Below are 24,472 nucleotides of genomic sequence, written 5' to 3'. Positions count from 1 at the left end.
AAGAAAGTTCGGCAGCGGATTGTGAAACGGATGTCACGGATGTTACCGAGAGAAGGAAAAAGGCTTTAGTTATGCTTATTGACAATCCACAAGCCAAAACTGCTGGGTAAGGGTATTGGTAGCAGTAAAATCGGTATGATGCTGATGCTTCCGGGGGAGAAGTTCAGGCTTCTACAACTACATTACTCTGTAACTGTCAACTGTCCGCTGTCCGCTGTCAACTGTCAACTGTCAACTGTCAACTATGGAGGGCTACTCCCATGCAATCCTTGACATCTCCAACCGATCGCACCAGTGGATTATACGTGCGTTCCCCGGAGGGAAAACAACTCGTTTTCCCTCTGAAACATACAGAAGTCAGAGCCAAAATAGCCGGAAATCTCTCGCGAGTCGAAGTCTCGCAAAAATTTGAAAATCCTTTTACCAAGCCACTGGAAGCCGTCTATATTTTCCCGCTACCTGCGGAAGCAGCGGTAGATGAGATGGAAATCAAAATTGGCGATCGCACTATTAAAGGCAGTATCAAAAAACGCGAAGAAGCCCAACAAATTTACGAAAAAGCCAAACAAGAAGGGCGGACTGCGGGTTTGCTGGAACAAGAGCGAGATAATATTTTCACCCAATCCCTCGCCAACATCAAACCCGGTGAAGAAATCGAGGTTGTGATTCGCTATACGGATAGCTTGAAATTTCAAGCTGGGGATTATGAATTTGTGTTTCCGATGGTTGTCGGGCCGCGATATATTCCTGGTACGCCACTGGATGAAAAGGCAGCTAGCGGCAGCGCCCCAGCCCCAATGACAGTCAATGCCGATACCGATACCGTCCCCGATGCGTCGCGGTTGAATGCCCCGATTTTGCCGCCGGGAATGCGATCGGGACACGAGATCGGCGTGACGCTGGAAATTGCAGCGGGCGTACCGATTCGTAACGTCAATTCCCCATCCCATCAACTGCGGATCGAATATTTCGACTCACCCCAATCTGCCGCAGCCAGCGAGCAAAAAAATGGGCTAATGGTGCGCGTTCAGTTGGGAAATGCAGATACAATTCCCAACAAAGATTTGATTGTTCGCTATCAAATTTCTGGTCGAGAAACCCAATCGACGGTATTAACTCAAGCGGACGATCGCGGCGGACATTTTGCCGTTTATCTGATTCCGGCGATCGAGTACAAAACTGATAAAATTGTCCCGAAAGATGTCGTTTTTTTGGTCGATACTTCCGGTTCGCAATCCGGTGCGCCTTTGCAACAATGTCAGGCATTGTTGCGGCAATTTATTAACGGGCTGAATCCGTCGGATACTTTCTCGATTTTGGATTTTTCCAACGCCGTGCGGCAACTATCGCAACAACCGCTACCGAATACAGCAGAGAATCGGCAAAGGGCGATCGCATATATCAACAAACTCCACGCTGATAGTAGTACGGAAATGTTGGGCGGGATTCGGGCGGCGATCGATTTTCCCGCACCATCCGGGCGCTTGCGGACTGTGGTATTGCTCAGCGACGGTTACATCGGCAACGAAAACGAGATTCTCGCCGAAGTGCAGCAGCATCTCAAATTGGGAAATCGCCTGTATAGTTTCGGTGCAGGAAGTTCCGTTAATCGTTTTTTGCTCGATCGCATTGCAGAAATTGGGCGGGGAATTTCCCGGATAATCCGCCACGACGAACCCGTTAACGAATTTGTGGAAAAGTTCTTCCGGCAAATCAACAATCCCGTGTTGGTGAATCTGGAAATTACTTGGCAGGGAGAGGGCGAAAGTCCGATAATCTATCCCTCAATTGCGCCGGATTTATTTGCCGAACAACCGCTGGTTCTATTTGGAAAAAAGGGCGATATGGAGGCTGGGACGCTTCATATTAAAGGGGTTAGTGCAGGCGGAAACCAGTACATCCAAACCTATGAAATCGACTTTAACGATGCTGGAAATCCGGCAGTTTCCCAGCTTTGGGGGCGGCATCGCATCAAAGATTTGATGAATCAGATGGTGCAGTACGAAACCAAAGTGGGGGTGGAAACGGTGACAGAAACGGCGCTGGCTTATCAGCTTCTATGCCAATACACGGCTTTCGTCGCCGTCAGTGATGATGTGCGCGTTGAACCGGGCATGGAATCCATCTCGATGAACGTGCCTGTAGAAATGCCGGAAGCGGTGGAATATCAGGGCGTATTTGGCGGCACAGGCTATGTAGATGGCGGCACAGACTGGATGGAACAAGAAGGAGAATTAGAACGCGGCATCAAATTCAGCAGCTTTGCGGCGATGGCGTGTGAAGAGATCGCCCCGTCAAAGTCACGCCCGCGCAGCACATCACCCGTAGAAGTTGTTAGCGCTACGGGGTTAGATGAAATGGCGATCGATAGTTTAAACGAACACTTGGAAACCCTGACTGTCCCGCCCGGTATAAACGGCCAACTGGTTTTGGAAATTGTCTTCGGTAAAGTTCGCCTCCAGCGCATAGTCGTAGATGCCGATGCTTCGACTTTGGCAGATGTGGAGTTGCTGAAAACGATTAAAAAATGGCTCTTTAGCTGGCGCATTCCTCACCCAATTGGGAATACAGTGCGCCTGACATTGCGCCTTCGATCTTGATATTTTGGGACTCATGTCTAGTCGATTACCATAACAAAAACGGTTCGTAGTGCGTCCTGGTGTCCGCAGCCTGAAAGCGGACACCAGGACGCACTACGAACGAATATTATTGCGGTTAATCGATCGGACACGATCGAATTTTTGATTAGACAGCAGCCAACTCAGGAGTCGGGCGCTTGCTGTGGCGGATACCGTCGATCGCCTCTGCGTAATCCTTCGCCTTAAACACAGCAGAACCCGCGACGATCGCATTTGCGCCCGCTTCCAGCACCTGCCAAGTATTGTTCGCCTTCAAACCGCCATCCACCTCAATCCAAGGATCGAGACCTCTCTCATCGCACATTTGGCGCAGCTTGCGAATTTTCGGCAGCACAGTCGGGATAAAACTCTGACCGCCAAAGCCCGGGTTGACGCTCATAATCAGCACCAAATCGCAAAGTTCCAGCACGTGCTCGATCAACTCCAGCGGCGTCGAAGGATTCAGAACCACACCAGCCTGCTTGCCCAATTCCCGAATTTGCCCCAGGGTGCGGTGCAAGTGAGGCGAAGCATTGTGTTCGGCGTGAACGGAAATAATGTCAGCACCAGCCTTAGCAAAGTCTTCGACGTACTTCTCCGGCTCCACAATCATCAGGTGGACATCGATTATCTTGGTGGTAACGGGGCGAATTGCTTCGACAATCAGCGGCCCGATAGTAATATTAGGAACAAAGCGACCGTCCATCACATCTACGTGAATCCAGTCAGCCCCGGCTCGATCGACAGCCTGAATCTCTTCTCCGAGACGGCTAAAATCGGCGGATAATATTGATGGAGAAATAACGATCGATTTTTGGGATTGGGTCATGGCTAGGTCTGTGTCTCCTGTCTCCTGTGCTGTATCCAGTTTATCAAAATACGGCTCTCCAGGTCGAAAACTTGCCAACGCTCGATCGCGGGCGATGGATGCGCCGAAAAATTTTGCATCTGACAGACAAGTTTTGTGCAAAACCTGCGCTACTGGTAATCTTGGTTTAGGATATAAATTTTTCATCTAACAAATAACTTTTGTGCCAAACCTCACCTCCTGCAAATTTTGAGTAGCGAATTATGAAAAATAGAGATCCCTTAGAAAATCCTGAACTCGATCGGGCAAGTCTGTTTGTATTAATGATCCCAGTCATTGGCTTTTTCCCCGCCCTGTGGAATCTTTACCGCCGTCAGGGCAGCCCCGAACGCCAAGCCGTCAGCCGCTTGGCAATTGCCCTTGCTTTTAGTTGGCTCTTAGGACATATTCTTTTAGAAGCGGGAGCGATTTCTGCGGAATCTCCGACACTTACCATGTTATTAATGAGTAGCCTGCTGACAACCAGCTATTTCATCGTCGCTCTGGGACTGATGGTTCGCCTCTGGAAACGTCAACCGCTATGGTTGCCCGGAATTAGCCGCGTAGCCGAGCAAGTGGTTGGCAAACATTTATCATAATTTAGGGTTCCTTTAAGCCCCTACTGTATTGATTGAGTGCGTCTTCAGCTTGATACTACATATTGCTACGATCTTTTTTATTTTTGTTGTGTGTGAGGAAGCCAGTGCCAGCTCAAAAAACTCCTAATCAAGACCCTATCAAACAATCAACCGCTCAACCTCCAACCAAAAAATCGCACCAGCCACATCGAGGCCGTTGGCTGGGTTTTGGTTTTGGTTTGGCTGGAGTAGCCATGCTCTCAGCCACAGCCGGAGCACTGCTAGCCGTCTCCCTTTCCACAACGCCGCTTCAGCAACAAAAGTTGACTCCTGAAGAAGCGGCGGTATTTTCTCAAGGCGACATGGCAAAGCTCAACATGAAGATGCCGGAGCTGACTCGCCCAGTTAATATTTTAGTTTTAGGACTGAAGGTTCTGAGTTCAGATCTCGACGGCCATCCCGACGAAAAGTTGGGATACGATGTCTGGCAAAACTCCTTCAAAGGGTTAACCGATACTATGCTGTTGGTGAGGTTTGACCCTCAAAATAAAAAAATAAGCGTGCTGTCCATTCCGCGAGACACCCGCACCTATGTTGAAGGTAGGGGTGTCGTGAAAATCAACGAAGCTAATTACTACGGCGGCCCGGCTTCGTCAGCGAAGTCAGTCAGCGGACTGCTGGGCGGCGTGGGAATTGACCGCTATGTCACAGTCAATATTCAAGGGATCAAAAGTTTAGTAGATGCCCTTGGCGGGATTACTATTAATGTCCCTAAAGACATGAAGTATACCGATGAAAGTCAGCATTTATATATAGATTTAAAGGCTGGCAAACAGCGTCTCAACGGCGAACAAATCGTGCACTATTTGCTTTACCGACACGACGATTTAGGCGATATCGGGCGGGTGCAACGGCAGCAAACTTTGATGCGGGCTTTTGTGGAAGAGCAAGTTAATGTTAGTTTGCTGTCTCGGATGCCGAAGATTTTGTCGGTGATTCAATCTCACATTGACACGAATCTGAGTATAGAAGAATTGGTGGCTTTGGCTGGTTTTGCTACTCAAACCGATCGCGCTGGCGTGCAGATGTTGATGGTTCCGGGCAAATTCAGCGATCCTAAGGACTACAAGGCAAGTTTTTGGTTGCCAGACCAAAATGCCATCGAAACTCTGGTGGCAGAACATTTTGACTTCGGTCAAAATACTTGGAAAATTGATAATGTTGATTCAACTTTTCTGAAGGTGGCGATTCAAGACAGTACGGGCGATCGATCGGCGGTTGAAGATTTTGTCAGGACTTTAACTCGCGCAGGCTATCGCAATGTTCAGGTTTCTAGAGCTTGGTCTGAACCGCTGGAAGTAACTACTCTAGTGGCTCAAGATGGCGATATTAAAGGTGCCCAAGCGGTTCGCCAGTCTATAGGTTTTGGAGATGTACTGGTTGAGAGTACGGGTGCTTTGCAGTCGGATGTGACAATTAGATTGGGTAAGGATTGGTTGAATAAAAGAACTCAGTCTGGTCGGGGAACTTAAGCATTTTTAAACTGGCTTTTAAACGCGGTATTTGTAGGGACACAGCAGTGCTGTGTCCTCTTTTTCGGTTGACTTATTGCAGAAATATTTGATAGAGCCGGTCAACCGCTCCTTCCAGGCAGATCAACGCAGATAATTTCAAGAATTGAGAGCGAATGAATGCAAGAGGTCTGATTTAATACCATGTTGAAAAATTAGACAAGATTGCAAAAGTCCTTTGAATCAAATTTTCGGACGATGCTCAGAGCAACGTCCCACAAGAAGAAAAAAAAAGTTTGTGGGATGGGCCGGAGAGCCCGTCCTAGCTATTTTTGCAAGAAGTCTATTGTTGCTACGGTTATTAACCGTATAGAAATTATCTGTCATTGGCATAACGAGAGAGCCGGACACGGCAGTGCCGTTTCCCTACAGGTGAGAATCTCTAATTTCTATGTAGCAATATTTTTCATAATTGGTATAAATCTAAAATCTCCAATCTCAAATCTAAAATCGACTGACTGGCGCAAAATCGTAACTTGCACCGGATTGAGTATCGGGTACAATTTGCAACAGAACTACATTGCTGTTGCGATCGCCACTCGACAAAAATCTAATTTCCCCAGTCGCACCGCTAACTTTGAAATCCGCACCAGCTAAGGTTTTAGCCAACATCACCCGCCCGGCTTGACCGCTAGAAGGAGCAATTTTGCCGATCGACCTTCCCAGCCGCAAAACCTGCACCGCATCGTAGCTCATCGCCGTCCGCCAGTTAACATCAATTCCCCACAAGTTTCTAGCTAATTCTACAAAATTTTGATTTTTACTATCAGCAAAATGCCAAGGAACAGAAATTACTGCTCGGTTCAAAGCTGCTCCACCTTGTTTTAATAAATCCGTATTGTAGAGAGCATCGCCGCCAATTATTGGCAAACCTTTTTCATTATTTCGAGCAATTTCTAAAGCATAATTCACTGTATCTGAATCCGGCAACAATACTAACACATCTGCTTCAATCCCATCCAGGTGCGCCCTAGAATTTGGCTCAGACAAATCTATTTCCTTAACAACTTGACCGCCTTCCAAAATCAAAGTCGTAGAAAAAGCTGTTTGCAGTGACTTGCTGTAAGAACTTTTGGAATTGTAAAAAACCGCAGCCGTACTTTTTTTTATGCTATTTAACATATAACGAGCTAAAGCCGTACCTGTGAATTGGTCGCTCGGTATCGTCCGAAAGAAATAGTTCACGCCGTCGGCGCGCCTCGGAACCGTTGCTAATTCAATGCTCGTGCTCGTAGGTGCGATCGCCACCATTTGATTTTGACTGTAAATTGGAGCAACTGCGATCGAGGTTTTGCTGGTTCCGTGACCGACAACCGCTAAAATACTGCTGTCAGCTATCAGACTATTCGCAATAGCTTGCGCCCGATTTTCATCGTTACCGTCATCAGCAATTACCACCTTCAAAGGCACTCCCACCTTAATTGCTTCATCTTGAGCTTGAGCTATCCCGCGCAAGATTTCCGCCGCCGCGCTGAGATTGTCGCTAATCGGAACTACGGCGGCAATTTTTAGAGCTGGAGCAGTACCGAGGCGAGCGTTATTGAGATAAATCAAACTTTCCGCGTCAGTGCGATCGACTTTAAAAGCCGCTTCTAGCTTATTTACCGCCGTTTTGAAATCACCGGCGGCGATCGCGCGAACTCCTGCTTGCTTGTCAGGAGTATTGGTGCTAGCAAACAAAATGCGATCGCCCGCACTGATGTAACTGCTGACATCTACAGGCGAGGAAGTCTGGGCATTTTCCGCTGGTAAATTAGGTAATTTATGAGTGCTAGGATTCAGGCTAATATCAGCAAGATCTACAGCACTTTTCAAGATGCTTGTCAACTGATTTTTGAATAAAAAAGCACCAGCACCTACAGCAATTAAAAATATCAAAAATAGATAAACAAGCCAGCTTTTTTTAGGAGGATTTTTCGAGTTTTTCGGCTTGTGAATCTGCGCCAAAGTATCCGAGGTAGGCTCCTGCAAAGCCGCCAACATTTCCTTAGCAGTAGCGAACCGAGTTCGCGGGTGAAACCTAATCGCCTTATCCAGAACCGCCGCAAATCTCACACTCACTTTTGATGCGTAATTCTGCCAAAGCATCTCCCGAGTTTGAGGGTCAGTTTCTAATTCCTGCGGCCACTTTCCAGTCAGCAAATAAATTGCAGTCAATCCCAAACTGTACAAATCGCTCGAATATTCCGGCCTACCTCCGGCTTGTTCCGGGGACATAAATTGCGGCGTTCCAATGGAGATAGTTACATCATTTCCCCCAGTAGTTACCGCTTGATTAATTGTTTCCTTAACTACGCCAAAATCTATCAAAACTGGTTCATCGTCAGACTTACGTAAAAGAATATTTTGCGGTTTAACATCTCGGTGAATAATCTGTTTTCCGTGGATGTAATCCAAAACTCGCAGCAAACTTGCGATAATTTCTTTAACTTGCTCCTCGCTCATTTTTCCAGCAACTTTTACCCGGTTGTTGAGCGTTTCCCCGTTGATCCATTCTAAGGCTAAGAAAAATAAACCATTTTCCTCAAAGTGCCCGTAGAGTTTGGGTATTTGAGAATGTCCTTCGCCCAACTTTTCCAAAACAGCAGCTTCTTGAGAAAAACGCTCTCGAACGCTTTGGTCAATATCAGGATTATCAGTCTGGGGTTTTAGCTGCTTAATCACGCAACACCGGTGCGAAGGCATTTGCGTGTCTTCGGCGAGTAATGTTAAGCCGAAACCTCCTTCTCCTAGCTTGTCAATCACCCGGTAGCGATTGTTTAAAAGTTGCTCGCATTCAGGGTTTGGTTCCGGCGGCTGCAAAATTTCGCCGTTGATTTGCACGGGATTTTCTAATGCTAAAATGCCATATTTGCCGCTCCCGTTTGGTTCAGCATGAATTAGCGTTGATGTATCGCCGTTGTCTTTTAACTTTCTCCTGAGTTGCAAAATGCAATCGACGATTATTTGATTTTCGTCACCTGTGGGCTGACGCTTGTAGAGCACATTGAAAATCGCGGCCGGTGCGACATATTTGCCGTAGTGCTTGCTCAACAGCAGCAGCACGATATATTCTTCTTTGTTTAGCTCTATGCACTCAGAACCCAGCTTGACGGCGCGGGTTTTAGTGTCGATGCTCAAGTTGTCCATATCGACAAAAATTATTGTTCACAGCAGAAGGAAGTTCGGCAACGGATTATGTAACGGATGGATGTTCGAGGGAAAAGGGCATAAATTTACCGCTAATACTTGAGAAAGTAAGAATGTCCTAACTATCTTGGCGGTTGCCAAAACATAAAATTAATAAACTGGCAAGTAATTGGGAATAGAGTTAGTAGTTATGAGTTTTAAGTGCACAGTTGTGAATTGGGAACTGTTTAACTTAAAAGTTAAAACTCATAACTCAAAATTTTTATTCAGGTTAGCTTTCGGTGATGCTAGTTGCCAAGCTTACGGAGACTGATTTTCTGTCAAGGCAGATCGCTCCATAATCCATTCGAGTAAAATAGGATTGACTAATTCCGGCGCTTCGTCTTGGGGACAGTGGCCCACCCCTTCCAGGGGAATAAACTTTTCCACAGCCGGAAACTTGGCCAATTCTCGCCCCAGGGCGATCGGCTCCCAAGGGTCATTTGCGCCCCACACAATCAAAGCCGGACAGCTCAAACGTGGCAGCAAATCCTCCGGTAGCGGGCCTTGAGAATAGCTGATAAATGCCACAAATACGTCCACTGCGCCACTGTCTTTAGCCGGTTCCAGCAGGATATTTACCAGCTCGTCGGTGACAGCTTCGGGACGGTGATAGGCTTGCAAAAGCACTTTTTTTACTGTTTTTGGCGTTGCTAATTGTTTAAAAAATAATTGACTTATCCACTTGATATTTAAAACTTTTTGTGCTATTGGCGCTCCAAAACTGCGATACCAAGGCATTTCGGCGCGTTTGCGATCGTGCAGCAAGCGCAGGGAACAATTGAGTAAAATTACACCAGAGGCAATATCGGGAAAATCAACGGCGGCTTGCATAATTGCGACACAGCCGATCGAATTTCCCACCAAAAAAGCAGGCCCGCCCGCAACTTCCCGACAAAAATCAGCAATTAACTCTCCCCAAGTTTCAAAAGTATAATCAATCTCCAGCTTAGGCGCGGGTTTAGCAGAACCGCCAAAACCGATAAGATCAATCGCGTAACAGCGACAATCAGCAGCCAATGCTGGTAAATTCTTGCGCCAGTGGCCCCAAGACGCGCCGAAACCGTGGACAAACACCACCGCAGGGCCCTGGGTTCCCGCAGCCTGGTAACAAATCGGAAAGCCTTTCCACAGCCAAGTTTGAGGTGCGGCAACTGTTGACAGAACGGGAGTAGAAGGTGTCATAAGAGTAAAAATTTAAGAGTAAGAAGGACTGAAGTCCTTACTACAAACGGTAGCGTAATTCGAGGCAACCACGGAAGATTGCTCCCACTGCATAAATCCTCAGCCTTCTCTCCCTCGAACCCCTTCCCTCGAACCTCTTCCCCAGAACATCCGTTAAATCCGCTACACAATCCGTTGCCAATCTTCCTTCTTTTTGCAGTTAGAGCCGCTATTATGCCACCATTAAAGATGCTGAATTTTTTGCCTTATTGAAATTTCCCCTATGCCAACGATCGCTCCAACATCCGTATTACCGTTTCTCGGTTCCGAAATTGTACCCGACTACGACACAGCCAAAGTAGTAATCTTGCCAATTCCCTACGAGGCAACCACCACCTACCGCCGGGGCTGCGAAAACGGGCCAGCTAAACTGCTAGAAGCTTCTCACCAGCTCGAATGCTACGACGAAGAACTCGATTCGGAAGTTTGCTATGATGTTGGCATTTATACCGCAATGCCGATCGCCGATACTCGCAACCAGCAACCAGTGTCATCCTTAGAAATGCTGCGAGTCACGCAAAAAACCGTACACCAGCTAATTACTGAAAATAAATTTGTGATCTCCCTCGGAGGCGAGCACAGCATCACCGCCGGCGTTGTCGAAGGTTATCGCCAAGGATACCCGGATGAACCCTTCACAGTCGTGCAAATCGACGCCCACGGCGACTTGCGCCACGAATACGAAGGCTCGATTCACAACCACGCCTGCGTGATGCGGCGGATTGTAGATATGGGATTACCCACACTGCAAATCGGGATTCGCGCTATCTGCAAGGAAGAAGCAGACTTGATTAAAGCCAAACAGCTAAATGTGATTCGAGCTAGGGAAATCGCTAATCAACCGGATTGGGCCGATCGCGCCATTGCCAGCATAACAACGAAACGAGTATTTTTGACGATCGACCTAGACGGCATCGATCCAACATTAATGCCAGGGGTTGGCACACCCGAACCGGGCGGGTTAAATTGGTATTCGCTCACCGGATTTTTGCGCCGCGTCTTCGAGTCCCACGAAGTAATCGGCTGTGACATCATGGAATTAGCACCTGTGGTAGATTCTGTAGTCTCAGAATTTACCGCCGCCAAATTAACATACAAAATGATTGGATATCAAGCTCTGGCGAAAGGTTGGCTAAAGCAAGACGAAGAATAAATCGCCACGCACGAATCAAAACTGGCTGTTGGCAAGGCTAAAATCAAGCTCAACCCAAAAACAGCCCATTTTATTCGTGCAGATCCTGTCATATTTGATAATAGCAAATACTGCTATTCACTTGCTGCAAACATAAGTTTACCAAGGAAAAAATGGGTACTCCGATTAACAGCTACGCTCCTGATTTTGAACTGCCGGGAGTTGACGAAGAAGTTCACCATTTAGCTCGATATTTAGAAAAATTTAGTGCGATCGGGGTAGTATTTATGTGCAATCATTGCCCTTACGTACAGTTGTATCTCGATCGCCTCAAAGCACTGCAAGCAGATTTTCAAGATCGAGGTGTTACCTTAATCGGGATTAATGCTAACGATGCCAACCAGCATCCCGACGACAGCTTTGAAAACATGAAAATTTTTGCGACAGACAATCAGCTCAACTTCCCGTATATCAGAGATGTTGCTCAAGATGTCGCTGAAAGTTTTGGAGCTTCTAAAACGCCGGAGGTTTTTTTGTTAGACCGAGATGGCAGATTGCGCTATAAAGGTTTAATTGACGACAACGCCGACGATCCGGCGGCGGTGCAGGTTTCTTATTTGCGAAGTGCGATCGACCAATTGCTCAAAGACGAATCGGTAGAGCCTTCGAGTACAGAGGCAATTGGTTGTTCTGTCAAGTGGCGAGAATAGATAAGACGGCGGTTGAAACCGCGACTACACAAACGATGTCCGCCTCCGCGGACTGAAGAAAATCACATATTTTAACCGTCTGCTCTTCAACCCGCTCCCGTCGGGTTTCGTCTGTATCGACGCGGTTTCAACCGCCGGGTCTTCTATTTCCCATGAACTTAAAAAATACACGCATCCTCAACTTGATTATCGCAGCAATTGTGGCGATCGCACTATTGATCAATTGGACTCCAGCCACAGCGCAGCAGCGTACATCATTAACCGTATCCGCTGCAATCAGTCTCTCGCCAGCCTTAACAGAAATAAAGACTGTTTATCAAAGCAGCAATCCCAATGTTAATATTACTTATAATTTTGGTGCTTCCGGGGGACTAGCGCAGCAAATTCAGCAAGGAGCCCCGGTAGATATATTTTTCAGCGCCGCTACCAAACAAATGGATGCTTTGCAGCAAGCTAACTTGCTCCTTAACGAGACACGGCGCAATTTGCTGACAAATCGCCTGGTTTTGATTACTCCTAAAAATGGCGTATTTTTGAACGATTTTAAACAGTTGACAGATGCTAAAATCAAGAAAATTGCGATCGGCGAACCCAAAAGCGTACCCGTCGGACAATACGCTCAGGAAATGTTAACTAAACTTGGATTGTGGCAGCAACTCCAGCCAAAATTAGTGCTAGGAAATAACGTCCGCCAAGTGCTGACATTTGTCGAAAGCGGTAACGTTGATGCAGGAATAGTTTACACGACTGACGCCAAAGCATCCGACAAAGTAACGGTGCACCTAACCGCTGCCGAAAATTTGCACTCGCCCATTGTTTATCCCCTGGCAGTTATCAGAAACAGCCGCAATTCCGCTGCGGCTAAAGCGTTTGTTGAGTTTTTGGCGGGCGATCGGGCTAAAATAGTATTTAAGAAATATGGATTTGGTCTAGCCCGTTAATTAGTTTTTGCGCTGGTAAGATTAAGACGGCGGTTGAAACCGCGCCTACAAAAACAAAGTCCGCCTCCGCGGACTGAATAAAACAATCTAATTTTAATCGCCTGTTCTTCAACCTGCGGAGGCAGGTTTTGCTTGTATAGACGCGGTTTCAACCGCCCGGTCTTCTTAATCCCAAATATGGAATTCGACTTATCTCCATTATGGATATCCCTAAAATCATCAGCCATCGCCACATTCTTTACCTTCTTTCTGGGAATAGCCGCCGCCCGGTGGATGCTTTCAACTCGCATCCGAGGTAAAGCCTTGATTGAAGGCATTTTCATCTCTCCCTTAGTTTTGCCGCCCACAGTAGTCGGATTTTTGCTGCTGCTGCTGTTTGGGAGAAATGGCGCGATCGGTCAATTGTTGCTAAAATTCGACTTAACAATCATCTTCACTTGGCAAGCCGCAGTAATTACAGCAACTGTCGTATCATTTCCCCTGATGTACAAAACTGCTTTGGGATCTTTTGAGCAAATTGATGCCAATCTCCTCAATGCAGCCCGCACTTTAGGCGCATCGGAGTGGACAGTTTTTAGGCGGATTATGTTGCCGCTAGCGTGGCCAGGAATTCTCGCAGGAACTATTCTCGCATTTGCCCGCGCTTTGGGTGAATTTGGCGCGACGTTGATGTTAGCTGGGAATATTCCCGGACAAACTCAAACTATCCCGATGGCAATTTATTTTGCTGTGGAAGCCGGGGATATGAGGCAAGCTACTATTTGGGTTTTGATTATTCTCAGTCTTTCTCTGAGCGTTTTAACTGCTGTTAATTTTTGGACTGATTTACAAAGGATCTCGGCGAAACAAAATTCCAGTTATCGCAATCCGCAGTCAGCTATAAAAGTGGTTCAGGGTTCTTCTAATCGGGACGGGCAAGATGCCCATCCCACGACTTATTTAGAATTCCCATATAAACGGCAATCTAATATTGCCACTCCCGCTCATTATACTACAACAAAACCCCAAAAACAATCAGAAAGTGGACTTTGTTTAAACATCTTTAAACCTCTCTCTGGCTTTGCCTTGGATGTCGGCTTTGAAATCGGCGCGGAAGTGCTGGGAATTTTGGGCGCGTCGGGTTCGGGCAAGAGTATGACTCTGCGCTGCATCGCTGGTTTGGAAACTCCAACCAGCGGTAAAATTGCAGTCAACGGCAAGGTTTTGTTTGACTCCGCACAGGGCATTAATGTAGCTTCTAAAGACCGTCGCATCGGTTTTGTGTTTCAAAACTATGCTTTGTTTCCTCACTTGACTGTGGCTGAAAATATTGCTTTTGGCTTGCAGCATTTATCTGCAAGTGAGCAAAAACTTCGGGTGAAAGAACAATTAATCTCGGTGCAAATGTCTGGACTGGAAAACCGCTATCCGCACGAACTTTCGGGTGGCCAACAGCAGCGGGTGGCTTTGGCGAGGGCTATAGCGAGCTCGCCGGATTTGCTGCTGTTAGATGAACCGTTTTCGGCTTTGGATACGCACTTGCGGAGTCAACTGGAACGGGAGTTAATGCAGACTCTGGCTAATTATCGGGGCATTACTTTGTTTGTCAGCCACAATTTAGAGGAAGTTTACCGGGTGTGCGAGAATCTGTTGGTTTTGGCTGACGGAAGTGCGATCGCCTTTGACAGCAAACAGCACATTTTCGATCGCCCGCGCAACTCCACCGTCGCCCAGTTGACAGGCTGTAAGAACTTCTGTGCCGCTAAACCAATTGCTGAAACTCTCGTGGAGGCGATCGACTGGGGCTGCACTTTGACTGTTGTCGAACCAATTCCTACATCCTTAGTTTTTGTGGGAATTCGAGCTCATCAAGTCAGTTTTGTGAGCGGGTGCGATCGCGAAAATACATTTGCTTGTTGGATCGCCTCAACGGTGGAAACTCCGCACCGGGTGACATTATATATCAAGTTGCACTCGCCTCCCCATGATTCCCAAGATTATCACTTGCAAGCTGAATTTTTCAAGGAAAAGTGGCGGGCGATCGAGCACAATCCTTTTCCCTGGTATGTTCATTTGGAGCCAATTAGGTTAATATTAATGGAGGCATGAGTTAACCAGATCCGACGTAGGGTTGAAACCCCATCTATACAAACAAAGATTGTCGGACGGCGGTTGAAACCGCTCCTATACAAACGATGTCCGCCTCCGCGGACTGAAGATAAGACGCGGTTTCAACCGTCCGGTCTTCTTGGTCTTCAACCCGCGCACCATCCGGGTTTTGTCTGTATCGACGCGGTTTCAACCGCCGTGTTTTCTTCAACCCGCGCACCATCCGGGTTTTGTCTGTATCGACGCGGTTTCAACCGCCGGGTCTTCTTATCTAATTTCATCTACACCAAACATTAAACCATGACAGACAAAGTTAAGAAAACCGATGCCGAATGGCAACAGCAACTAACCCCGGAACAGTTCAAAGTCACCCGAAAAAAGGGAACAGAAAGAGCTTTTAGCGGCGAGTATCACGACAACAAAAAGCCCGGAATTTATAAGTGCATTTGCTGCGGTACTGAGCTATTTGAATCGGGAACCAAGTACGATTCCGGCACCGGTTGGCCGAGTTTCTACGCTCCCATTAAAGAAGAAAATGTCAGGAATGAGTCGGATAACGCCTTGTTCATGCGCCGCACTGAGGTACTGTGTGCTGTTTGTGACTCTCATCTCGGTCACGTATTCAACGATGGGCCCCGGCCAACCGGTCAGCGTTACTGCATGAATTCTGCTGCGCTTGATTTCGTTCCCAAGGAATAAATTCCGTCAACACTTGTGGGCCAAGTTTTCTGGAACAAGCTCAAAAGCCTGTTCCAGGCAATTGATGTTCAAAATGCACCCGTGCTGCTATCTTATGGTGGAGACAAAAAGAAAAAATAGTGGCGGCATGGGGATGGTTTATCAGCGGGTTTTGCTGAAGCTCAGCGGTGAAGCGCTGATGGGTGGCTTGGGCTACGGGATCGATCCGGTAGTCGTTCAGTCGATCGCCCAGGAAGTCGCTAAAGTCGTGTCCGAAGGCATTCAAATCGCGATCGTTGTCGGCGGCGGCAACATTTTTCGCGGCGTGAAAGCTGCTTCCGCAGGCATGGATCGCGCAACAGCCGATTATGTGGGTATGATTGCTACGGTGATGAATGCTATCACTTTGCAGGATGCCCTGGAACAAGCAGGAGTGCCCACAAGGGTGCAATCGGCGATCGCCATGCAAGAGATAGCTGAACCCTACATTCGGCGGCGGGCAATTCGTCACCTGGAAAAAAAACGGGTAGTGATTTTTGGTGCCGGTTCTGGCAATCCTTTCTTTACTACGGATACTACAGCCGCATTGCGGGCGGCTGAAATTGATGCAGAGGTGATTTTTAAAGCTACTAAGGTAGATGGGGTGTACGATGCCGACCCCCACGTCAACCCCAACGCGCGCAGGTATCAAAGCCTCACCTACAGCCACGTCTTGAATCAAGACTTGCGGGTGATGGACAGTACCGCGATCGCCCTTTGCAAAGAAAATAATATTCCTATTGTGGTATTTGACCTGACGGTATCGGGAAACATCTACCGAGCAGTAATGGGAGAATCTATTGGAACTCTTGTCGGAGGATTTTGTGAAGTTAGCTGAAGCAGAAGATCATATGCAAAAGGCAGTTGAGGCTACTCAACGGTCTTTTAATACTATTCGTACGGGACGAGCCAACTCCTCCCTGCTCGATCGAGTCATGGTAGATTACTACGGTTCTCCAACTGCGATCAAATCCCTTGCAAATATTAGCACGCCGGATGCGACTACGATCAACATTCAACCGTTCGATCGCACAGCGCTAACCTCCATCGAAAAAGCAATTTCCCTGTCAGATGTCGGACTTGTTCCTAACAACGACGGTTCAGTTATTCGCTTGAACATTCCGCCGCTGACCAGCGAGAGACGGCAAGAATTTGTCAAAATGGCCGCCAAGTTTGCCGAAGAAGGTAAAGTCGCAATTCGCAATATCCGCCGCGATGCAGTTGACTCGATTCGCAAGCAGGAAAAAGGCAGCGATATCTCTAAAGATGAATCGCGGGACTTGCAAGATAAAATTCAAAAGCTGACGGATAAGTACATCGCCAAAGTAGAAGAAGTTCTGGCAGGCAAAGAGAGAGATATCACGACAGTATAAAAGTCAGTTGACAGTTGACAGTTGACAGTTGACAGTTGACAGTTGACAGTTGACAGTAGTCAGTAGTCAGTAGTCATTAGTCATTAGTTGCCAACTCAAAAATCAGTGACAATGACTAATAACTAATAATATCAACAGTCAAGGACGCACGATAGTCTTGAGAAACCCGGTTTTTGCGACAATCTTGCTTCCATGACTATTGATATTAACAAACCGGCTTGTGTGTCCAGGATTGCTCAACTAATAACTAATGACAACAGACACTAAAAATTGACTACTGACTACTGACTACTGACTACTGACCAATGACCAATGACTAATGACTAAGTGACTAATGACTGATGACAACAATATTTGATTGCATTATTGTCGGTGCAGGCCCGGCAGGCAGTACAGCAGCTTATCATCTGGCAAAGCACGGACGTTCTGTTTTGGTACTAGAAAAAGCGTCTTGGCCCCGCAATAAGCCTTGTGGCGGTGGTGTTTCTCCGGCGATCGCCCAATGGCTCGATTTTGACCTGACGCCAGCTATTTCCATGAAAGCTAACAAAATTAGCTACACCTGGAAAATGGCAGACGCGGTGCAAGTTCAGGTAGATTCGCCAATGTGGATGGTACAGCGAGATGTATTTGACGACTTTTTAATCAAACAAGCTCAAAAAGTTGGTGCCCAACTGAGAGACTCAACAGAAGTTAAAGGTATTGAATTTAAGAACTCTATTTGGGAAGTTAAAACTAACTCAGAACCAGTTTGTGGCCGCTATTTGATTGCTGCTGACGGTGCTGGCGGCCCGATGACTAAGTGGCTGGGATTGAAAGAACCAAAACTCTGTTTGAGCGCAAGTTTAGAAACTCGCTCAATCAAGGGCGATTCGCTCAATTTCGATTTTGGCACGATTAAAAAAGGTTTTATCTGGAGCTTTCCCAAAGCTGACGGCTACTCTTTGAGTATTGCTGCGATGCGCGGCGACAAGCCAAAAGATCTCAAGAAAATTTTGGCAGACTACGCAACTAAGTGCGGTGCGGATGTTAGTGTCAGCAACGTGCGCGAACACGCGCTTTGTCTCTGGGATGGCGATCGCCAATTGCACTCCCAAAATGCGCTGATCGTAGGAGAAGCCGCCAGTCTCGTAGACCCCCTCACCGGAGAGGGGATTCGACCAGCCATATTTAGCGGATTTAAGGCCGCTGGGGCGATCGATCGAGCTCTCTCAGGTGCCGGCGACGCCCTAGAGCAGTACACTCAAGCGATCGCCGAAGAATGGGGAACTGACATGGTTTGGGCCAGTCGCTTGGCTCGGGCTTTTTATCAGTTTACTGGATCTGCTTACAGAGTGGGCGTCAAATCGCCGAGCGCTACTCAGTTGATGAGCAAAATTTTGTGTGGCGAACTGCGTTATGCCGATATTGCTAACCGTGCTCTGAAAAAGCTGATGCCGTTTTAGAAGTCCGATGGAAGTCGGAAGAGGTTCGAGGGAAGAGGTTCGAGGGAAGAAGAAATAGTCTTAAATCCCCATAAAGTAAGGTGCACAGTACGCACCCTACATTCTAGACTTTACCAGAAAGAATTGGTTTAAAGCCCCAAGCCCTAAAGGCTAGAAATTAAAATCAGACTATTCATTACTCCAATCCTCGGACTTCTAGGTCTAGGCGAGCTGTCAACCCTTCGACTGCGCTCAGGGCGAGCTGTCAAGCGGTCAACTGTCAACTGAATGAAGCATAAATCTTGTACAATTTAATATCTAATATCTAATATCTCAAATAGTTATGATAATTTATTTTTATAAAGTAGAGGAGCCTTACGGCTGCTTTTCCAATTTTTCACTACACGATATTTGCCTGCAAGGGCAAGATTGGTTGACTGTGGAACATTACTATCAAGCCCAAAAATTTGTCGGTAGCGCCGATGAAAGATTAGTGGCGGCGATTCGAGCCGTACCAACTCCTCAGGAAGCCGCCCAATTAGGTCGCGATCCCAGCCACCGGATGCGCCCTGATTGGGAAGCGGTGAAAATTCCGATTATGCGGAAAGCAGTTTTAACTAAGTTTCTGGCTCATACAGATATTCAAGCTATTCTCCTCGCCACAGGGGATCGAGTGATTGTGGAGGATTCGGCGACGGATTACTACTGGGGGTGTGGCTGCGATCGCACTGGCCAAAATTATTTGGGTAAAATTCTGATGAGCGTCCGCAGCGAAATTTTCAGCGCCGGATGGGCTGATCAAAACTCAATTTTTTCTAGTTAACTTTCATTATATGAAGTTATCTAAACAAATGTCAAGTTACCCTAAAAATCAATAATTATGATAGTGAGATTTTAAGATTGCCATAAATTTATGAGATTATTATAATAATAATTATCATTTGGTTAAGTTGCTCTGCCTGTTGAAGGCAAAGACTAAAGCTGAAAGCTGCGCGATCGCCGATTTTTGTTCTTCAGGGTGCCACAGCCGATACACCGTCGTCCCTAACCAGTACGTCGCCGATTAATAGTAAAGCTCGGTTTAGTCAAAAACTCAGGCTGAGGCAGTGCGCGTTCGATCGCGACCGCATCACATCAAAACTTCTTACGATCGTTATATTATTTCAAAAGGAGATTTATGCAACTCACAGAAAATACACAAGAATTAAATCATAAACTAGACAGAGAAATTTTGGTGCGGCTGATAACTGAACGCATCCGCCAATCTCTAGAATTAGAAGATATTTTAACCAGTACAGTAGCAGAAGTGCGCTCTTTTTTGAAAACAGATCGCATCATGATGTACAGGTTTAGTGCCGACGGCAGTGGAGAAGTTGTTGCCGAATCAATTAATAACAACCGTCTCCCTTCCTTGAAAGGCCTGCACTTTCCAGCAGACGACATCCCTCCCCACGCGCGGGAAATGTATGTCAGTATGCGGCAGCGGACAATAGTAGATGTTAACTCCGGGACGATCGTCCTAAGTCCCCTGGATGCCGCAGACACCGGTCAGCCTTTAGTCGATCGAGAGATACACTACCGATCGCTCGATCCTTGCCACACAGCTTACCTGATGGCAATGGGAGTGCAATCTTCCTTAGTCGTGCCGATTTTGCACCGCAGGAGTGTGTCGCAAAACAGCAAAACAGATATCTGCGAGGCCCCCGCGTGCATGACTAGATACGAGCCAGGAAGCGACCGAAAAACTCACATCGAACTGTGGGGACTTTTAGTGTCTCACCACTCCACCCCCCGCAATATTTCACCAACAGATTTAGAAGTAGTTCAGCTCGTAGCAGATCAATTGTCGATCGCCATTAGCCACTCGATCCTGCTCCAGCAAACCCGCTCTCAAGCAGCCCGGGAAGCCACCGTGAGCCGCATAGCAGCTTTGTTGTACGGTGGTCACGCCAACATTCAACTGCAACAGGCTTTAGAAGCCACTGTCACCGCTTTGGGCGGCAGCGGCGGCAGACTGTATCTCAACCCCCCGAAAATCAACAGTGAAAAGTCATCAGATCCCAAGATCGATCGAGCATTTCCCATTACCGCTGCTCAAAGGGATACTAACTTTGAACTATTTACCACAGGCGAGCAACCGAAACTTCCCGACTGGGAAAAAGTCAGGGAGCTGGAAGCTCATCCCCTGTGGCAGCAATGGCTAACCAAAGGAGGGAAAAATACCGCAGAGATTCCCAATTTCCTAATTCCTGATTCCCAATTCCCAGTTTGGATAATTACAGACTTATACAATGAACCTCTATTTAGAGTATTAGTTCCAGCTTTTAAACCTACTCAAATTCGGGGCTTGCTGGTAATTCCTCTCCACTATAAACAACAAGTAGTCGGCTGTTTAACTATTTTTCGCAATGAAATTGATACCGAAAAAATGTGGGCGGGGCGCTTTGATAGCAGCGCTGCACAAATCCTTCCCAGACAATCCTTTGAAGTCTGGCGAGAAATCAAAAAAGGTCAGTCGCCCGAGTGGAAGTGGGAGCAGATCGAACAAGCTTTGGCTATAGGCAGCCAATTTAGTGCGGCAATTGGGCAATACATTCTTTATCAAGAAGTGCAAGCCCTGAATGCCAACTTAGAGCGCCAAGTTCAAGAACGCACCGCCCAATTGCAAAAATCCTTGGACTTTGCTCGAGTATTGACGCGAGTTAGAGACCTAATTCGCAGCACCTTGGATTTGAAAACCATACTGCAAACTATTGTGCGAGAAGTGAGAGATTTGTTGGATACGGATCGCACGGTAATTTTTCAATTTGCGGAGGGCGAACAGGGCGAGGTAGTTGTCGAAGCTGTTCGCGGTCAATTTGAGTCAATTTTGGGTCTCAAATCTCCACAAAATTGCTTTCCCGAAGGCTCAGACTGCTTTTATCGAGCCGGACGGGTGCGAGCAATTAATGATATTTATACTGAGGATTTAACGCCCTGTCACCGCGATTTTTTGGAAAATTTGCAGGTGAGGGGAAGTTTAATTGTGCCGATGATTGGCAAAAATTCCCAATTGTGGGGGTTGCTGATTGCCCACGAGTGTGCTGGGCCGAGGGTTTGGCAAACTGCTGAACAGGAATTGCTGCAACATTTGACTGCTCAAGCTGCGATCGCCATTCACCAAGCAGAACTTTATCAAGAAAGTCTGAATGCAGCAACTGCCGATCGAACAAAAGCCGAACAACTAGCTAAAACCGTCACAGAATTGCACAATACCCAAGCCCAACTGATTCAAACCGAGAAAATGTCCAGTCTCGGACAACTGGTGGCCGGCGTCGCCCACGAAATCAATAACCCCGTTAACTTTATCTACGGCAATCTGTCCCACGCCAGCGAATACACCAAAGATTTGCTCTGCTTGGTGGAACTCTACCGCCAGCACTACCCCAATCCCAACCCAGAAATTAGCGAGTGCTCCGAAGCGATAGAGATAGAATTTCTGGTCGAAGATTTGCCCAAAATATTGGGTTCCATGAAAGTCGGAGTTGAGCGCATCCGCCAGTTAGTTGTATCTTTGCGAAATTTTTCCCGGCTCGATCAAGCTCAAAAGAAAGGCGTGGACATTCACGAGGGCATCGAGAGTACCCTGTTGATTTTGCAGCACCGGATCAAAGCCCAGTCAGATCGCGAAACCGTAGCAATTATTAAAGAATACGGTAATTTGCCCCTCGTAGAATGCTATGCCAGCTCGCTCAATCAGGTATTTATGAATCTGATCGGCAATGCCCTTGACGCCGTAGAAATGGGACAAAAAGAGCGATTTATAAATCTTCCCTCCCTAGGGGTAAGTGTAGCGGCGACACATTTAAGCTCCCAACAATCGGCGATCGAGCCAGTAGATATCAATGCCAGCACCGATAGCTTGATTCCTAATTTACCCTGCCCTTGCATTCGGATTCGTACCCAATTAATCGATGAAAAAACAGTGGGAATTTGCATTGCCGACAACGGTCACGGCATCCCCAAAGAGTTAATCTCTCACATATTTAATCCGTTTTTCACCACTAAACCCGTCGGTCGGGGCACGGGTTTAGGACTGTCTATCAGTTATCAAATTGTAGTTGAGAAACACCAAGGGGTACTCAAGTGTGTTTCTGTACCAGGTCTGGGTACTGAATTCTCGATCGAGATTCCGCTGAATTAACTACAACAACTTAAAAGCCTGAACACCCAGAGCCCCGACTTCTTAAAGAAGTCGGGGCTCTAACCTTGGACATCAAGAAATTATTTGATCTTCATCGCAGAGAGAGATAATTCGATTCACAAAAGCTTTTAGCTCTGGACAAGCTTGAATCGCAATCATCAGATCGTTTTTTTTCAAAATAGCCACTCCATCAATCACTTTGTTATAGTCTTTTCCGCGTGTTCCAGAGCTAAAAATTTCCCTAATACAATAGGAAGGTGGCCTTTGGTGATTCACAGTTTCAGGCAAACCGCTAGGAGCAGAACGGTTGTGTTTCGCTAGCTTCTTGATAGTTGTCCAGTAGGGAAGAAGCCATGCTTCAAAATCATGTAATGCTGTGTGAGGATAGAAGTTTGGGTTTTTACCTACCCATCTCCTCATTTTCTCTTGAGCATCATTGGCATCTTTAAAGTCCTGCTTTCCCGTATAAACGTCTGTAAGTGCAATTACAGCATCATAGCCATCATTATCGAGGAGATTTTCAACAATACGCTTGAGTTTCCCTTCCTTGGGAATTCCACCATGTTGTGGTTTAAAGTCGAGTTTTGGCATTTTTTGCTCTAAACGACTTTGCAGAAACTGACGAAGCTTCTCTCTAAATGCCATTTCAGTAGCACCTTCAACCAAAATAGCAATTCTCATGGACGGCCACCCATCACATTCATTTCCCAAACCTGGTCAAGGCTGTAATCTTCTAACCATTTATCCAGGTTAAGAGTGTCAGCCCACCTCATTTTTGCCTCACCTTCTTCCAAGTCGCAGACCAAAACTTCCCTTGGCTCAAGAAATCTGATGAGTCGATCTGAGTGTGTTGCAACTATCAGTTGAGTGTGTTTTGAAGCTTCTCTCATTAGATAAACTAAGTGTCTTAAGAGTTCCGGGTGTAGGCTAACTTCGGGTTCATCTAGCAACGTGACGGTTGTTAAAGTTTGACTTTGCAGGAGCGCAACCAACCAGAGGAAACGCAGCGTTCCCTCTGATAACTCATGGACATAGAAAGGCTGAGGAAAATTCCTATCTGTCCAAGTCATAGACATAGTTCCTGCGGCAACCGGAGGAAAGTTTAATCGCTCGAAATCTGGAAAGGCAGCAGAAATGATATTTTCAACCATTTCAAAACTGTCTCGATCGGTCTCCCGAAGGTCATAAAGACAGGAAACCAGGTTTTCACCGCTTGCTCCAGGCAACTTTGCAGGGCGCATTGCTTGAGGTAGACGGATTGGACTTTTCTCTGAAACATCGAGTGCTCCATAATATGTGCAAGAAGCAAGGCTCTTTCTCAGGTTCTCAGGTTCGCGATACATTTTAGGAACTTGAGAAAGGGATGTTTCAAGAGGATTATGCTCCCAATTCGGTCTCACAAATCCTCTGCTTTCTTCTTGAGAATATTTAATATCCAAACCTTGTGATTCAATATACTTGAATGGTTCAGCTCTGTGGGGATTTCTCTGCTGTGTTAAAGATTCGTCTCTAACTTCATAAGATAAACCTTTAGGTGACAATGTTAAGCTGTAATTCAAAGGAGTTTTTTTATCTGGCACTTGCATTGAAATTTCAATTTCAAGTTCTTGTACTTTACCTCTTGTCAAAATTTCATTCAAGCCGCCTTTAAGTTGCAATAAATTCTGTAAATTTCCACTTGCTGAAGCGGCTAGTATTGAAAGAACATCTAAAAAAGAAGTTTTTCCTGCTCCGTTTGCACCAATCATGACGATGAGATTTCTCATCTCAAGCTCAATATTTTGAAGACGCCGAAAACCCCTTACTGATATATTTTCAAATCTATTCATATTACTAACCCTCCTTACTATCAATAGTTAAACTAGCCTAGACAGATATATCCAGACTAGGCTAAGTAT

The 24,472-nt window shown here is 46.6% G+C and carries 18 protein-coding genes; 13 read left to right on the top strand and 5 right to left on the bottom strand.

Annotation, left to right across the window (positions count from 1 at the left end; all coding sequences use genetic code 11):
* The first annotated feature begins 260 nt into the window (after positions 1 to 260).
* Positions 261 to 2,600 carry a VIT domain-containing protein gene (locus QUB68_RS10325; protein WP_332991881.1) on the top strand — a complete coding sequence of 780 codons (2,340 nt, stop codon included), beginning with the start codon at positions 261 to 263 and terminating at the stop codon, positions 2,598 to 2,600.
* A gap of 145 nt (positions 2,601 to 2,745) precedes the next feature.
* On the opposite strand, the gene rpe is transcribed toward QUB68_RS10325, so the two are convergent.
* Complete coding sequence (gene rpe / locus QUB68_RS10320; RefSeq protein ID WP_332991958.1) at positions 2,746 to 3,447, bottom strand: ribulose-phosphate 3-epimerase; 702 nt, start codon at positions 3,445 to 3,447, stop codon at positions 2,746 to 2,748.
* Positions 3,448 to 3,689: 242 nt separating this feature from the next.
* On the opposite strand from rpe, the gene QUB68_RS10315 reads away from it, so the two are divergent.
* The gene (locus tag QUB68_RS10315) at positions 3,690 to 4,064 is read left to right on the top strand and encodes a hypothetical protein (RefSeq protein WP_332991878.1); all 375 of its coding nucleotides are present in this window, start codon (positions 3,690 to 3,692) and stop codon (positions 4,062 to 4,064) included.
* Between the two features lie 104 nt (positions 4,065 to 4,168).
* Positions 4,169 to 5,575, top strand: coding sequence for an LCP family protein (locus QUB68_RS10310; RefSeq protein ID WP_332991876.1), 1,407 nt, complete (start codon positions 4,169 to 4,171; stop codon positions 5,573 to 5,575).
* Between the two features lie 483 nt (positions 5,576 to 6,058).
* Here the strand turns inward: QUB68_RS10310 and QUB68_RS10305 are convergent, their stop codons facing one another.
* Both QUB68_RS10305 and QUB68_RS10300 read right to left on the bottom strand, forming a co-directional pair.
* On the bottom strand, positions 6,059 to 8,743 hold the full coding sequence (locus QUB68_RS10305) for a protein kinase domain-containing protein (RefSeq protein WP_332991874.1): 2,685 nt from the start codon (positions 8,741 to 8,743) through the stop codon (positions 6,059 to 6,061).
* 300 nt (positions 8,744 to 9,043) lie between these two features.
* Positions 9,044 to 9,967: an alpha/beta fold hydrolase gene (locus QUB68_RS10300; RefSeq protein ID WP_332991873.1), complete on the bottom strand. Its 924-nt coding sequence runs from the start codon at positions 9,965 to 9,967 to the stop codon at positions 9,044 to 9,046.
* A gap of 262 nt (positions 9,968 to 10,229) precedes the next feature.
* On the opposite strand from QUB68_RS10300, the gene speB reads away from it, so the two are divergent.
* From speB to QUB68_RS10250, 10 genes are all read left to right on the top strand, one after another.
* Positions 10,230 to 11,159: an agmatinase gene (gene speB / locus QUB68_RS10295; protein ID WP_332991872.1), complete on the top strand. Its 930-nt coding sequence runs from the start codon at positions 10,230 to 10,232 to the stop codon at positions 11,157 to 11,159.
* 152 nt (positions 11,160 to 11,311) lie between these two features.
* Entirely contained in the window at positions 11,312 to 11,848 is a 537-nt protein-coding gene (locus QUB68_RS10290) for a thioredoxin family protein (protein ID WP_332991870.1), read from the top strand.
* A 152-nt stretch (positions 11,849 to 12,000) separates the two neighbouring features.
* The gene (modA, locus tag QUB68_RS10285; protein ID WP_332991868.1) at positions 12,001 to 12,789 is read left to right on the top strand and encodes a molybdate ABC transporter substrate-binding protein; all 789 of its coding nucleotides are present in this window, start codon (positions 12,001 to 12,003) and stop codon (positions 12,787 to 12,789) included.
* A 177-nt stretch (positions 12,790 to 12,966) separates the two neighbouring features.
* Complete coding sequence (gene modB / locus QUB68_RS10280) at positions 12,967 to 14,877, top strand: molybdate ABC transporter permease subunit (RefSeq protein WP_332991866.1); 1,911 nt, start codon at positions 12,967 to 12,969, stop codon at positions 14,875 to 14,877.
* A 300-nt stretch (positions 14,878 to 15,177) separates the two neighbouring features.
* Positions 15,178 to 15,576: a peptide-methionine (R)-S-oxide reductase MsrB gene (msrB, locus tag QUB68_RS10275; RefSeq protein ID WP_332991864.1), complete on the top strand. Its 399-nt coding sequence runs from the start codon at positions 15,178 to 15,180 to the stop codon at positions 15,574 to 15,576.
* 127 nt (positions 15,577 to 15,703) lie between these two features.
* Positions 15,704 to 16,432 carry a UMP kinase gene (gene pyrH, locus QUB68_RS10270; RefSeq protein WP_332991956.1) on the top strand — a complete coding sequence of 243 codons (729 nt, stop codon included), beginning with the start codon at positions 15,704 to 15,706 and terminating at the stop codon, positions 16,430 to 16,432.
* Positions 16,419 to 16,967, top strand: a complete 549-nt coding sequence (gene frr, locus QUB68_RS10265) for a ribosome recycling factor (protein ID WP_332991861.1) — start codon at positions 16,419 to 16,421, stop codon at positions 16,965 to 16,967. The genes pyrH and frr overlap by 14 nt, the downstream gene beginning before the upstream one ends.
* A 350-nt stretch (positions 16,968 to 17,317) precedes the next feature.
* Positions 17,318 to 18,412, top strand: coding sequence for a geranylgeranyl reductase family protein (locus QUB68_RS10260; RefSeq protein ID WP_332991954.1), 1,095 nt, complete (start codon positions 17,318 to 17,320; stop codon positions 18,410 to 18,412).
* A gap of 322 nt (positions 18,413 to 18,734) precedes the next feature.
* Positions 18,735 to 19,214 (top strand): NADAR family protein, encoded by a 480-nt coding sequence (locus QUB68_RS10255; RefSeq protein ID WP_332991860.1) that lies wholly within the window; start codon positions 18,735 to 18,737, stop codon positions 19,212 to 19,214.
* 354 nt (positions 19,215 to 19,568) lie between these two features.
* Positions 19,569 to 22,574: a GAF domain-containing protein gene (locus QUB68_RS10250; RefSeq protein WP_332991858.1), complete on the top strand. Its 3,006-nt coding sequence runs from the start codon at positions 19,569 to 19,571 to the stop codon at positions 22,572 to 22,574.
* Positions 22,575 to 22,646: 72 nt separating this feature from the next.
* On the opposite strand, the gene QUB68_RS10245 is transcribed toward QUB68_RS10250, so the two are convergent.
* Positions 22,647 to 23,255, bottom strand: coding sequence for a DUF4276 family protein (locus tag QUB68_RS10245; protein ID WP_332991856.1), 609 nt, complete (start codon positions 23,253 to 23,255; stop codon positions 22,647 to 22,649).
* Positions 23,252 to 24,403: an AAA family ATPase gene (locus QUB68_RS10240; protein ID WP_332991854.1), complete on the bottom strand. Its 1,152-nt coding sequence runs from the start codon at positions 24,401 to 24,403 to the stop codon at positions 23,252 to 23,254. The genes QUB68_RS10245 and QUB68_RS10240 overlap by 4 nt, the downstream gene beginning before the upstream one ends.
* Positions 24,404 to 24,472: the final 69 nt, after the last annotated feature.

Source organism: Microcoleus sp. A006_D1 (assembly GCF_036702805.1).
Taxonomy (GTDB): Bacteria; Cyanobacteriota; Cyanobacteriia; order Cyanobacteriales; family Microcoleaceae; genus Microcoleus.
The sequence above is the reverse complement of the archived record's forward strand: the minus strand, read 5'-3'. Positions and strand labels throughout refer to the sequence as shown.

Bases quoted from the DNA above. Each gene is read 5' to 3' on its own strand.
- QUB68_RS10250 (WP_332991858.1), top strand. From the start codon at position 19,569: ATGCAACTCACAGAAAATACACAAGAATTAAATCATAAACTAGACAGA.
- QUB68_RS10300 (WP_332991873.1), bottom strand. From the start codon at position 9,967: ATGACACCTTCTACTCCCGTTCTGTCAACAGTTGCCGCACCTCAAACT.
- QUB68_RS10245 (WP_332991856.1), bottom strand. From the start codon at position 23,255: ATGAGAATTGCTATTTTGGTTGAAGGTGCTACTGAAATGGCATTTAGA.
- QUB68_RS10315 (WP_332991878.1), top strand. From the start codon at position 3,690: ATGAAAAATAGAGATCCCTTAGAAAATCCTGAACTCGATCGGGCAAGT.
- modB (WP_332991866.1), top strand. From the start codon at position 12,967: ATGGAATTCGACTTATCTCCATTATGGATATCCCTAAAATCATCAGCC.
- modA (WP_332991868.1), top strand. From the start codon at position 12,001: ATGAACTTAAAAAATACACGCATCCTCAACTTGATTATCGCAGCAATT.
- QUB68_RS10305 (WP_332991874.1), bottom strand. From the start codon at position 8,743: ATGGACAACTTGAGCATCGACACTAAAACCCGCGCCGTCAAGCTGGGT.
- speB (WP_332991872.1), top strand. From the start codon at position 10,230: ATGCCAACGATCGCTCCAACATCCGTATTACCGTTTCTCGGTTCCGAA.
- rpe (WP_332991958.1), bottom strand. From the start codon at position 3,447: ATGACCCAATCCCAAAAATCGATCGTTATTTCTCCATCAATATTATCC.
- pyrH (WP_332991956.1), top strand. From the start codon at position 15,704: ATGGGGATGGTTTATCAGCGGGTTTTGCTGAAGCTCAGCGGTGAAGCG.
- QUB68_RS10240 (WP_332991854.1), bottom strand. From the start codon at position 24,403: ATGAATAGATTTGAAAATATATCAGTAAGGGGTTTTCGGCGTCTTCAA.
- msrB (WP_332991864.1), top strand. From the start codon at position 15,178: ATGACAGACAAAGTTAAGAAAACCGATGCCGAATGGCAACAGCAACTA.
- QUB68_RS10325 (WP_332991881.1), top strand. From the start codon at position 261: ATGCAATCCTTGACATCTCCAACCGATCGCACCAGTGGATTATACGTG.
- QUB68_RS10290 (WP_332991870.1), top strand. From the start codon at position 11,312: ATGGGTACTCCGATTAACAGCTACGCTCCTGATTTTGAACTGCCGGGA.
- QUB68_RS10255 (WP_332991860.1), top strand. From the start codon at position 18,735: ATGATAATTTATTTTTATAAAGTAGAGGAGCCTTACGGCTGCTTTTCC.